Annotated in this window: 11 protein-coding genes; 6 read left to right on the top strand and 5 right to left on the bottom strand. The window is 72.0% G+C overall.

Annotation, left to right across the window (positions count from 1 at the left end):
• Positions 1-59 precede the first annotated feature (59 nt).
• The 3 genes from H9I38_RS00180 to H9I38_RS00170 are packed head-to-tail and all read right to left on the bottom strand — an operon-like array spanning position 60 to position 2,717.
• The gene (locus H9I38_RS00180) at positions 60-848 is read right to left on the bottom strand and encodes a metal ABC transporter permease (RefSeq protein WP_226337299.1); all 789 of its coding nucleotides are present in this window, start codon (positions 846-848) and stop codon (positions 60-62) included.
• 47 nt (positions 849-895) lie between these two features.
• Positions 896-1,723, bottom strand: a complete 828-nt coding sequence (locus H9I38_RS00175) for a metal ABC transporter ATP-binding protein (RefSeq protein WP_226336622.1) — start codon at positions 1,721-1,723, stop codon at positions 896-898.
• Positions 1,716-2,717: a metal ABC transporter solute-binding protein, Zn/Mn family gene (locus H9I38_RS00170; RefSeq protein WP_226337298.1), complete on the bottom strand. Its 1,002-nt coding sequence runs from the start codon at positions 2,715-2,717 to the stop codon at positions 1,716-1,718. Before H9I38_RS00170 ends, H9I38_RS00175 begins: the two co-directional genes overlap by 8 nt.
• A gap of 176 nt (positions 2,718-2,893) precedes the next feature.
• On the opposite strand from H9I38_RS00170, the gene H9I38_RS00165 reads away from it, so the two are divergent.
• From H9I38_RS00165 to H9I38_RS00140, 6 genes are all read left to right on the top strand, one after another.
• Positions 2,894-3,607 (top strand): hypothetical protein, encoded by a 714-nt coding sequence (locus tag H9I38_RS00165; RefSeq protein ID WP_226336621.1) that lies wholly within the window; start codon positions 2,894-2,896, stop codon positions 3,605-3,607.
• A gap of 188 nt (positions 3,608-3,795) precedes the next feature.
• Positions 3,796-5,274, top strand: coding sequence for an Ig-like domain-containing protein (locus H9I38_RS00160; protein ID WP_226336620.1), 1,479 nt, complete (start codon positions 3,796-3,798; stop codon positions 5,272-5,274).
• Positions 5,275-5,304: 30 nt separating this feature from the next.
• Entirely contained in the window at positions 5,305-6,528 is a 1,224-nt protein-coding gene (locus H9I38_RS00155) for an arylsulfotransferase family protein (protein WP_226336619.1), read from the top strand.
• A gap of 4 nt (positions 6,529-6,532) precedes the next feature.
• Entirely contained in the window at positions 6,533-7,381 is an 849-nt protein-coding gene (locus H9I38_RS00150) for a glycosyltransferase family 2 protein (RefSeq protein WP_226336618.1), read from the top strand.
• Complete coding sequence (locus H9I38_RS00145; RefSeq protein ID WP_226336617.1) at positions 7,378-8,322, top strand: hypothetical protein; 945 nt, start codon at positions 7,378-7,380, stop codon at positions 8,320-8,322. Before H9I38_RS00150 ends, H9I38_RS00145 begins: the two co-directional genes overlap by 4 nt.
• Positions 8,319-9,467, top strand: coding sequence for a hypothetical protein (locus tag H9I38_RS00140; RefSeq protein ID WP_226336616.1), 1,149 nt, complete (start codon positions 8,319-8,321; stop codon positions 9,465-9,467). Before H9I38_RS00145 ends, H9I38_RS00140 begins: the two co-directional genes overlap by 4 nt.
• 53 nt (positions 9,468-9,520) lie before the next feature.
• Here H9I38_RS00140 and H9I38_RS00135 read toward each other — a convergent pair whose 3' ends face one another.
• Together H9I38_RS00135 and H9I38_RS00130 are read right to left on the bottom strand one after the other, a co-directional pair.
• Positions 9,521-10,576, bottom strand: a complete 1,056-nt coding sequence (locus H9I38_RS00135) for a hemolysin family protein (RefSeq protein ID WP_226336615.1) — start codon at positions 10,574-10,576, stop codon at positions 9,521-9,523.
• A complete protein-coding gene (locus H9I38_RS00130; RefSeq protein ID WP_226337297.1) occupies positions 10,573-11,889 on the bottom strand; it encodes a hemolysin family protein in 1,317 nt (438 codons plus the stop codon). Before H9I38_RS00130 ends, H9I38_RS00135 begins: the two co-directional genes overlap by 4 nt.
• Between the last annotated feature and the right edge of the window lie 136 nt (positions 11,890-12,025).

Below are 12,025 nucleotides of genomic sequence, written 5' to 3'. Positions count from 1 at the left end.
CAGAGCAGCTGACGCTGGACAGCTCTCCCCGGGCAGCCGCGCCTGTGGCGGCCCGCCGGTCAGCGGCGGACGCGCCCCCTGCGGCGGCCGATGACGCGGCAGACGAGGTAGATCGCGAACGAGATGGTCGTGACGAACGGGCTGATCGGCACGACGGACCCGAGCGCGAGCAGGATGCCGCCGCACACCGACACCACGGCGAAGAGCACCGAGAGCCCGACGACGGCGCGAGGCCGGCTCGCCACGAGGCCCGCTGCGGCCGCCGGCGTGACGAGGAGGGCGAGGACGAGCAGCGCCCCGACCACCTGGATGGACAGCGCCACCGTGACGCCGAGGACGAGCATGAACGCGATCGAGAGCGCCCCCGTGGGGACACCGCGGGCCTCGGCCACCTCGGGGTCCGCCGAGGCGAACATGAGCGGTCTCCACATGAGCGCGAGCGCCGCGAGGACGGCGGCTCCGCCCACCGCCATCGTGACGGTCTGCGGGCCGTCCACGGAGACGATCTGCCCCGTGAGCAGGCCGAACTTGTTGGCGCTGCGCCCCTGGTACAGCGAGAGGAACAGGATGCCGAGGCCGAGGCCGAACGGCATGAGGACGCCGATCGCGGCGCTGCGCTCGTGCGCCTTCACCCCGAGCGAGCCGATGACGAGGGCCGCGATGACCGAGCCCGCGATGGACCCCGTCACGACGCTCCCGCCGAAGAGCAGCGCCGCCGCCGCTCCGGCGAAGGAGAGCTCGGCGATCCCGTGCACCGCGAACGCGAGGTTCCGGGCCATGACGAAGACGCCGACGACGCCGCCGACGACCCCGAGCACCGCACCGGCGATGACCGAGGGGTAGAGCATCTGGAGGAGCTCGCCGTAGTCCTGGAAGGAGATGACGTCGTTCAGACTCACGCGATCGCCTCCTCCGGGCCGTGTCCGGGCCCCTCCCCGTGCACGTGGTGGGCGCTGTCCTGGCCCCCGGCCACGATGATGCGCCCGCCCACGCGGACCACGTCAACTCGGCTCCCGTAGAGCGAGCTGAGCACCTCGGTCCGCAGCACCTCGTCCGGCGTGCCGATGCGGTGGCCGCCGTTGGCCAGGTAGAGCACGCGGTCCACGTGCCGGATGATCGGGTTGATCTCGTGGGTCACGAACAGCACGGCCGTGCCGCGGCGGGCCTGCTCTCCGATGAGATCGCTGACGCCCCGCTGGTGGGCGAGGTCGAGGCTGAGGAGCGGCTCGTCGCAGAGGAGCAGCTCCGGCGAGGACGCGAGGGCCTGGGCCGCGCGGAGCCGCTGCTGCTCGCCGCCGGAGAGCGTCCCGATGGGCCGGTCCGCCACGGAGGCGGCGCCGACGTGCTCGAGCAGCTCGTCCACGCGGCGGCGCTGCGCCGCGCCGCGCAGGGGCAGGCCCCAGCGGGCGCCGTCGACCCCGAGGCCCACGAGGTCCCGGCCGCGCAGAGGAGTCTCTGCGGTGAAGAGGCGTTGCTGAGGAATGTAGCCGACCTTCCTGTTGCCCTTGCGCGCGGGCGCCCCGCCCACCTCGATCCGGCCTCCGCTGAGCGGCTGGAGCCCCAGGATCGCCTTGAGGAGCGTGGACTTGCCGGAGCCGTTGGCTCCGAGGACCGCGATGAACTCGCCGGGTCTCACATCGGCGGAGAGGCCCTCCCACAGCGTCCTGCCGCCGAAGGAGAGGGAGGCATCGCGGAGGCTGAGCGCGGTCTGCGCCTCAGCCACGGCCGAGCGCCTTGGACAGGGAGTCGACGTTCGAGGACATCCAGGCCAGGAGGTCCTCCTGCCCCTCTGGCATCGTCTCGCCGAAGGAGAGGACCGGAACCCGGGCGCTCCGGGCGGCCGCCTCGAGGGCCTTGGTCTGCGAAGAGGAGGTCTGCACGTTGACGGCGAGGAGCGCCACCGAGCCCGATTCGAGCTGGCGGCGCGCGGCCTCGAGCACGCGGGGAGGGATGTCCGAGCCGTCCTCGACGGCCTTCGGGATCCGCTCGTCCGTGGCGTCCTTGAGCCCGGCGTCCGCGAGCAGGTACCCCGGCACGGGCTCGGTCAGCATGGCCTTCTTGCCGCGTGCGGCCGAGCGGAGGTCCTTCACCCGCGCCTCGAGCGAGCTGAGCCGCTCCCGGAAGGCCGCGGCGTTCTTCGTGTACTCCTCCGCGTGCACGGAGTCCCTCTTCCCGAGCGCGTCCGCGACGGCGTCGGCCACGCGGCCCAGGACCGGAAGGCTGTACCAGACGTGCTCGTTGAACTCACCGTGCGCGTGGCTGTGCCCGTCTTCCTCGCCGTGCTCCTCCGCGTGCGAGGCCTCGTCCGCGCCCGGCAGGCCCGAGTCCGTGACGGCGTTGACCAGGGTGTCCTTCTTCCCCGAGTCCGCGACGAGCGCGTCCATGAACGTGTCGTATCCCCCGCCGTTGACGATGACGACCTCCGCCCGCTTCACCGCGAGCCGGTCCTTGGCCGTCGGCTCGAAGGAGTGCGGGTCCTGAGAGGCCGGGATGACTGCCTTCGCGTCCACCCGCTCTCCCCCGACGGCCGAGGCCACCGCCGCCCAGACGCCCGTGGAGGCGACGACGGGGAGCCGTCCGCCCTGGGCCGAGCCGGACGCGTCCGAGAAGCCGCCTCCGCAGCCGGCGACGCCCAGCGCGAGACCGCCCGCTCCGAACAGGGAGAGGGCGCTGCGGCGCGAGAGGACGGACGGGGAGCTTGCCCGGAGCGGGGACATGAGGATCACTGCTTTCGTCTCGACGCGGGGACGCGGACTCTAATGCGACTCGTTTTCAGATAATCAGCTTACGGGCCCCACCGGGACAGCCGCAATTCTGGGCCGCGCGCCTCACGCGCTGAGCCGCGGACCCCGCGCCGGCCGCCATCGACTCGAGCGCCTGTAGACTCTGCCGCATGGCACGAGCGGTCCGCTTCTGGGCGATCACACTCCTCCTCGCCGCGCTCGCGGCCGGGGGCGTCTACTGGCTCACCCCGCGCCCGGCCTCGGAGAGCTCTCCCGGCGCGGCCCGGGCTGCCAAGACGACAGCGCCGCCGGCCACGTTCACCCCGGTCTCGCGGGACATCCCCTCGAGCGCTCCGTTGGAGCTGGCCTGGCCCCGTCTGGAGGCGTCTCCGGCCACGCGGGAGCACGCCCGCGTCGTCGTGCGGGACGAGACCTGCCCGCTCAACGCGGAGGGCGCGATCTGGCCTCGGCTGGACGCCGTGGACGAGGCATGCCCCTACACCCGCGCGGGCAGCAGCTGGACGCTCCCGGGATCGCACGCAGCGGGCATGTCGCTCATCGCGGGCCACACCTCCCAGGAGGGCTTCGCAGCCTTCGACGGCCTCTACGACTGGCGCTCGCAGTCCTTCGCCCTCCGCCGCGGGGACGAGATGCGGGTCCGGACCAAGGCCTCCGGAACCCGCTGGCTCGTGTACCGAGCCACGGGGTTCATGACGCCGAGGCGAGCCGGCTCAGGCTCCCTCGCCGCCCTCTCCCAGGAGTGGAGCCGCTCCCCCAAGGCGGGCCGCCTCTTCACCGTCGGCTGTCTTCAGCCCTCCCAGAACGGCGCGGAGCCGGTGCAGAACATCGTGATCGCCTGGGACTTCGAGCGGGTGACGGACTAGGCGCCGAGCCGGCGGCGCCCCCGAGGCCCGCTCGCCTCCTCCCCTTGGCTCCCGAAGACGCCGGCGAATGCGGCGGCGGCCGGATGGGACGTTGGCCGCATCACAGAAAAACGGATAGAATTCATCTCAACTGATTCCCTCCGCTGCACCCGGCATCCCTCATCGCAGCCGCATCCCCCGGAGACCGCATGTCCCCCTCTCCCCGCCTCCTGTCCCAGGCCCGCACCGTCCTCGCCGCCGCCTCCCTGAGCGTGGGCGTGGCCGCCCTTGCCGCACCCTCGGCCCTGGCGGCTCCCGCGACTCTGACGGCCCCGGCCCCGGCGCCCACCGGCGCCACCGCTGACGGCCCGGGCTCGTCCGTCTTCTACCCCAAGGGCGAAACAGGCAGCCAAGACTGCGTGTGCGCCTTCGTGGGCGAGGGCATGGTCACGGCCCCGCCCGTGGACGCGGCTCGGTGGGCAGGAACCGTGGGCCCAGCCGGGGGAGGCGGGGGACACGTCCCCGTGGCCCAGCTGGCGGACCAGTACGTCTCGCTGGCCAGCAGCGCGAGCGGCACCTTCGACCCTCTGTCCCAGGTGACGGCATTCAACGGCCTCCGGCTCAACGCCCGTGACGAGTCGTACGCACAGAACGTCATCTGCCAGAGGCCCGGCGCCGTGGACGACCTCATCGTCTACTTCAGCGATGGTCCTGGACATCTGGCTGTCTCCGCCGACGGCCGTCGAGTGGACTACTCGCAGCTCAACGAGCTCCTGCCCGAGGGCCAGGACTCCGCCATCTGGGGAGCCAAGTACCACCTGTCCGTGCCCGAGGTGGCCACGGAGCAGCTTCAGCCCGTTCTGCGCCCCGATCCGAGCTCTCCGGGGTCCAGCGGATGGGTCTACGAGGAATGCGCTGATGGCGGGAGACTCGTCGACCCGATGATCCACGGCTGCCAGGCGCAGGCCGTGCAGAACATCATCGTCTACCGGCCCTCCCTGGCCGCCGACGACGCCGCCACCACGCCCCAGAACACCCCCGTCACCGTCAAGGCGACCGACAACGACACCATCGGGCAGACCGCCCAGGGCGCCATCACGGCCAACACCGCCCCGGCCCACGGCACGGTGGCCTACAACAACGACGGCACCTACACCTACACGCCGAACACCGGCTTCTCCGGCACGGACACCTTCACGTACACCATCACCGACGCCCGCGACGGCCACACCACGACGGCGACCGTCACCATCACCGTCCCCGGCGGAGCCACCACCCCGCCGTCCCCGGCCCCGAGCCCGACGACGACCGCCAGCCCCACCTCGCCCGCACCGAGCGGCTCGCCCACCGGCTCCCCGACCCCGAGCACGCCGGCGGCCTCGCCGAGCCCGACGGCGCCAGCGCCCTCAGCCTCGCAGCCGACGACGCCCGCGCCCGGGTCCAGCAGCACCGGATCCAACGGCACCGGATCCACCGGCACCGGCACCACAGACTCGAGCGGAACGGGCACGGCCCCGTCCTCTGACCCGGGGGCCTACGGCGTCACCGGCGCCGACACGGGCGCCCACGCCCAGGATCAGGCCCAGGCCGAGGCCCGCCAGCGCACCTGGATCGGCGCCCTCGCAGCCGCGGCCGCCGTCGTCGCCGCCGGAGCCGTCGCCTACATCCTCCGCCGCCGCAACAGCTGACCCCTGCCCGCCCCGACCCGAAGGAGCCGCATGGCCGCCGTCTCCCGACGCAGTGCCCTGAGCACGGCGCTGCGCGCCGCGAGCGCGGGCGCGGCGATCTCGATGGCGGCCGGACTGAGCTCGTGCGCTGGGGGAAGCCGGGGCCGCAGCGGGGCGTCGAGTTCCCCGGCCGCGCGTCCCGCCAGCCCCCTCCCCTCGCTGAAGGCCACGGGCGACGTCTCCGTGCTGGGCTCCCGGAAGGTCTACACCTCCTTCTATCCGCTCCAGCCGGCGGTGTCCCCTCCCTCGGGAGCGCCTCGCCCGGCCGGGACGTCCTTCGCGGCCGTCTTCACCGGTGCGGGCTCGCGCGTGGCGCACACCGCGAGCGCCGCGGCTGAGCTCTCCAACCTCCTGCCCTGGGACATCGGCGGCCAGCGGCTCTGCACGTACTTCCGCCAGGTGGACGACGGCTCGCCCAACCCCCAGTCCTTCCGCCGCGGCGAGTTCGTCCTCGCCGACGGGCGCCTCCAGGAGATCGCGACGATCCGGCGGACGCCCACGCAGAGGCATCCCGGGCCGTCGCTCCTCGCGGAGATGCATGACATCGTCCTGCTCAGCCGCTCGCACTGGATCCTCCAGGACTACGTCAAGACCAGTGTGCGGGGACGGCCCGTGTGGGCGCCGTATGTGCAGGAGGTCAAGGACGGGAGGGTGGTCTTCGAGTGGCTCGGCACCGAGCACCCGGAGGTCCTGGAACTCGCCGCGCCGAAGGCCGTGCGGATCGAGGGGGCCGACGACGCCTGGCACCTGAACTCCCTGGCCCTCCACGAGGACGGCGGCCTCATCCTCAGCCTCCGCAGCGCGAACGCCGTCATCAAGGTCTCGCGGACGAGCGGCCAGGTGCTCTGGGTCCTCGGCGGGAAGGGCAACCAGTTCGCCGGCGCTCCCTCCTTCCGCGTCCAGCACGACGCGAGGGTGCAGAACGGCGCCCTCGTCCTCTTCGACAACGGGGCGCAGCAGAGCCGCGGACTCGTCGTCGCGCTCGACGAGGAGAACCGCCGCTGCACCGAGGTCCGCTCCTACGCGCTTCCGGGGCGCGTCAGCCGGTTCGGCGGGAGCACGCGGGTGCTCGAGGACGGGCTCGTGGCCGTCGGCTGGGGGCTCGGGCGCAGCCACGCCGAGGTGTTCACCGTCTTCGCGCCGGACGGCACGCCGAAGCTCAGCCTCAGCGCCCAGAGCCCCGACCTCGGCGTGTACCGGGCGATCGCTGCGTGATGCCATGCCTCTGATCACCGTTCTCATCCCGGTCCGGGACCGCCCCCGCGAGGTCCTTGCGCGCACCCTCCAGAGCGTCCGGGAGAGCACGCTCGCGGACGTGGAGACCGTGCTCGTCGACGACGCGAGCGCGGAGCCCGTCGAGGCCCCCTCCGGCGTGACCCTGCTGCGGAACGAGCGCCGCCTCGGCGTGGCCGGCAGCCTCAACCGGGGCCTCGAGGCCTCGGACAGCGAGTTCGCGGCGCGCCTCGATGCGGGAGACGTCATGGCCCCGCACCGGCTCGCGGCGCAGCTCGAGCACATGGACCGGCTCGACGTCTGCGGGACCGCCCTGCGCTTCCACACGCCCGAGGGGCAGGCCCTGCCCGGTCGGGCCGCACCGGAGATCGACCCCGCCACCATGGGCGCCCTCCTCTGGTTCCACAACCCCGTCCCCCATCCGTCCGTCCTCCTCCGCCGCTCCCTCCTGCCCCGCGCGGGCTACCCCCTCGTGGACGGAGCCGAGGACTGGGCGCTCTGGCTGGAGATGTCCCGCGCCGGAGCGCGGCTCGGTCTCCTCGGAGAGGCCCTCACGAGCTACGAGGTCAACCCCGAGTCGGCGAGCATGTCGGCCGAGGCGCAGACCTCCGAGGCGCAGACCGCCGCCCGCGTCTTCGCCGAGCAGGGGCTGGACCGCAAGACCGCCGAGCGCTGGAGCATCGCCGTCGCCGGCCAGGCGCCCCTCGAGCGGGACCTGACCGCCGCCGTCGCCTCCCGCGTCCCGAGCGCCCACCGCGAGCGCTTCCTCGCGATGTGCGCCCGCCTCGAGGCCGCGCAGGCCTCCTCGCCCGCCCCGGACGAAGGACGCGCGTGAAGATCCTCGTCGTCAGCCCCGCGCTCGCCGGCTACCGCTGGGAGATCGAGATCCTCGCCCGCAGCGCGTCCCAGCACGCTGTGGCCGAGGAGATCTGCTGGATCGCCTACACCGACGCCCGCTCCGCCGCCGAGGACGCGGCCGAGTGCCGGGCGCTCGCCGAGCGCCTCGGCCTCTCGCTCACGGTGTACGACGACGACCGCCCGCTCACCCGCTACCCCACGAGCATCCGGCCGTATCTCATCGCCCGCTGGCTCCGCGAAGACCCCTCCCGGCAGCGCGGCGTCTACTACTACTGCGACTCGGACCTCCTCTTCACCGGCCCGATCGGCTTCAGCGCGGAGCGGCTGGGACCGGAGAGCTGGCTCGGCTCGCCGACCGAGTCCTATGCCTCCCTGAGGCCCTTCATCCTCATGGGCGAGCAGCAGCTCCTCTCGGACCTGGCCACGGCGTGCAGGGTTCCTGAGCTCTCCGTCTACCGGGCGGCGGGGAACGCGCCCGGGGCGCAGTGGCTGATCCAGGACCCGGCGCCGGAGATCTTCGACCGCGTCTATGCCGCCTGCGAAGCCGCCCAGCCCGTTCTCGAGACGAGCAGCGTGGGCCGGACCTGGATGACGGACATGTGGGTCACGCCCCTGGTTCTCCGGGACGAGGGCATCTCGGCCTCGAGCGACCTCAGGATGGCGTTCACCACGCTCATGGACTCCTACGAGGACTTCCGCGCCTGCACCGTCTTCCACGACTCGCTGCGACCCCTTGACATCGCCTCGCGGGCGCTCTTCGACAAGGACCTGTGGCGGGCCGAGCCTCCTTTCGGCCGCCATCACGCCGTCGAGGCGGACAACGCCGTCCGCGGCTACCTCGAGTACATGTGCGAGATCCACCCCGAGACCACCCTGGAGCTCTGCCTCCCCTCTCCAGAAAGCAGGGAAACACCATGAACAGCAAGAAGCGCATCCTGGCCGCAGGACTCCTCGCCGCAGCCGTGGCGGCTCCGGTCACCGCCACCCTCGCCGGCGCGAACCCCACCACGGCCTCCTCCGGCTCCACGGGCACGCCCCACCGGCCTCTGTCCTGGTACACCGGCGACATCTCCCAGGCCTTCAACCTGGACAACATCATGGGCTCCTCCGCCGGCGTCACCATCCAAGAGGGGGATCTGGGCTCGGTCAGCGTCTCCGCCCCGGGCATGTACCTGGAGTTCCACTCGGTTCAGGAGCTCCTCGACTACCCGGACATCAACCAGATCGTGCAGTCGAACAACGCCTCGGTCAACTACGCCACGAACGTCGCCGTCGTCAACGTCCGCTACGTGAACCTCGACAGTCCGCCCTCCGACGTCATTGTGCTCCGCCCTCAGTACACAGGGACGCCCGGGCAGGCTGTGGCCACGGTCCCCGTGTCTCAGCTCACCGCCGGACGCTACGACACCTTCGATCCTGAGTGCGTCCGCATCACCTCGGAGACCCCGACGCTCCTCGACGCCAGCGCCGTTCAGAGCACGCAGACTGAGATCACCATCCCCGTCACGCAGAGTCCCTCCGCCTGGGCGTCGCTCAACATCAGCTTCCGCACCGAGCAGATCCCGGGCTGCGACCCCGTCAAGTACAACACCAACAGCGGGCCGATCTATCAGGTGATCCTCGGGGATCCCGTGCCGGCACCGGACCCCACCGCCACCGCCTCGCCGACGCAGAGCGCCCCTCCCACGGCCGCTCCGACCACCTCGCCGACAACAGCCCCGACCGAGACCGCCGCTCCGACGACCGCGCCGACCGCTGCCCCGAGCCAGACGCCGACGACGGCGCCGAGCTCGTCTGCCCCGGCGTCCCCCGTTCCCCCGGCACCCGCACCGAGCACCCCTGCGGCACCGAGCACCTCTGCGGCACCGGCTCCCGCGCCGGCCGCCTCTCAGCCAGCCGCGGAGCCCTCGTCCGATCCCTCGTACGGCGTGAACGGCGCCGATACGGGGGCGCACTCCACTCAGTCCTCGGACGCGCTGCGCTCCTGGGCGCCCGCAGGCCTGACGGCGGCCGCCGTCGTCGCCCTCGGGGCGGCCGTCTACCTCATCCGCCGGCGCGGCTGAGCTGACGCGGCCGGGGCGGTCAGCCCCGGCCCGGCGGGACGGCCGCGCGCCGGCTAGCCCTGGCGCGAGGGGCGGACGCCGGACTGCGTGGCGTCGCGGATCTCGCCGACGAGCTCCTCGATGACGTCCTCGAGGAAGACCACGCCCACGGTCTCGCGCTCGTCCGTGAGCACGCGCGCCATGTGCGCCCCGGTCTTCTGCATGCGGCTGAGGGCCTCCTCGATCTCGTCCTCGAGCGAGACGTTCGCGAGCGTCCGGATGCGGTTCTCCGAGATCGAGTGGTCGTAGTGGAGCTCGCTGATGCCCATGATGTCCTTGAGGTGCAGGTAGCCGGTGAGCTCCCCGTCCTCCGTGACCGCGAAACGGGAGAAGCCGGTCTCCCGCACGGCGGCCTCGAACTCGTGCGGCGTGCAGTCCGCGGGCACGGTCCTCAGGTCCTCGAGCGGGACCATGACGTCCGAGGCCCGCAGCGCCGAGAACTCGAGCGCCGAGGAGATGACGCCCGCGTCGTCCTCGACGAGGCCGCCCTTGCGGCTCTCCTCCACGATGTTCGCGAGCTCGTCCTTGGTGAAGGTCGAGGCCACCTCGTCCTTCGGCTCGGTCCCGAGCAGGCGCACCACGCCGTTCGCCGTCGCGTTGAGCAGCCAGATGATCGGCTTGAGCGCGCGGGACATGCTGACGAGCGCGGGCGCGAGGAAGAGCACCGCGCGGTCGGCGATGGCGACGGCGAGGTTCTTCGGCACCATCTCCCCGGCGATGACGTGCAGCAGGGTCACGAGGAAGACCGCGAGCACGAGCGCGATGCCGCTCGAGAACTCCTCCGGCACGTGCGCCCAGTGCATCGGCGCCTCGAGGATGTGGTGGATGGCCGGCTCGGCGACGAGCAGGATGAGCAGCGAGCAGACGGTGATGCCGAGCTGCGCGCACGCGAGCATGAGGGAGACGTTCTCCATGGCCAGCAGCGTGGTGCGGGCCCGCGGGTTCCCCTCGTCAGCGAGCGGCTCGATCTGCGAGCGCCGGGCGCTCATGAGCGCGAACTCGCTCGCGACGAAGAAGGCGTTGCCCGCCAGAAGCAGGACGAGCAGGATGATGCCGATCAGGTTGCTCATGCTCGCGCCTCCTCGTCCTCGGCCGAGACGCGCTCGACCTCGTGGAACCTCACCCGGTCCACACGCCGGCCGTCCATCCGCTCCACCGTGAGAACGCCCTCCTCGAGCTCCACGGCGTCGCCCCGCACGGGCACGCGGCCGAGCTCCTTCATGACGAAGCCGCCCACGGTCTCATAGGAGGCCCCCACGGGGATGTCCAGCACGGGCACCTGCGCGGAGATCTCGTCCGGGCGCATGAGGCCCGGGAAGTACCAGTCGCCCCGGACGGACTGGAGCACGCCCGGCTTGATGCGGTCGTGCTCGTCCGCCACCTCGCCGACGATCTCCTCCACGAGGTCCTCGAGGGTGAGCGCGCCGGCCGTGCCGCCGTACTCGTCCTGGACGAGCGCGAACTGGAGGTTGGACTCGCGCAGCTGCGTGAGGAGCTCGTCGAGCTCCACCGTCTCGGGGACGACGACGATCTCCTGGCGGATCGCCATCGCCGAGACCTCGGCCCGGCGCTCACGCGGGACCTGGACGGCCTTCTTGACGTGCACCACCCCGAGGACCTCGTCCGTGGACTCGCCGATGATCGGGAACCGCGAGTAGCCCGTGCGCCTCGCCGTGGCGATGACGTCGGCCACCGAGTCGTCGTGGCCGATGGTCTCGAGCCGGACGCGGGGCGTCATGACGTCCGCGGCCACGCGGTCCGAGAAGGCGAGCGTGCGGGAGAGGAAGGTCGCCGTCTCCTCGTCGAGCGTCCCCGCCTCGGCCGAGTGGCGGACCATCGACTGGAGCTCCTGCGGCGTGCGCGCGCTCGAGAGCTCCTCCTTGGCCTCGAGGCCCATGCTCTTGAGCACGCGGTTCGCGGAGCCGTTCATGAGGGCGATGAGGGGGCGGAAGACGGCGGTGAAGGCGAGCTGTGCCGGCGCGAGGCGGCGGCCGATCTCGAAGGACTTCGAGATGGACAGGTTCTTGGGCACGAGCTCGCCGAGGATCATGGACACGAACGTGGCGAGCACCATCGAGACGATGAAGCTGAGCGTCCGCTCGAGACCGGCGCTGAGCGGCAGGCCCCCCATGGCCTTCCCGATGAGCACGGACATGCCCGGCTCGAAGAAGTAGCCCGTGAGCAGCGTGGTCAGGGTGATGCCGAGCTGGCACCCGGACAGCTGCGTGGAGAGGGTCTTCAGGCAGCGCATGAGCGGCTTGGCGCCCTCGTCGCCGTCGTCGATGGCCCGCTGGACGCTCGACTGGTCGATGGCGACGAGCGCGAACTCCACGGCCACGAAGAACCCGGTCCCGATGACGAGGACCAGTCCGATCCCGATCATGACCCACTCGTTCACGCGGACCTCACCTCAGACGGGGTCGCACAGGGGGCCGCTGCGTCGGTGCGACGCGGGGCGGCGGGGCCGGAAGCGGCGGGGGAATGTGAGGGAACAGACAAAGAGACTCGCGGAGGGTCAT

The organism is Arthrobacter sp. UM1 (assembly GCF_020483305.1).
Taxonomy (GTDB): Bacteria; Actinomycetota; Actinomycetes; order Actinomycetales; family Micrococcaceae; genus Falsarthrobacter.
This window is presented reverse-complemented; position numbering and strand designations above follow the sequence as displayed.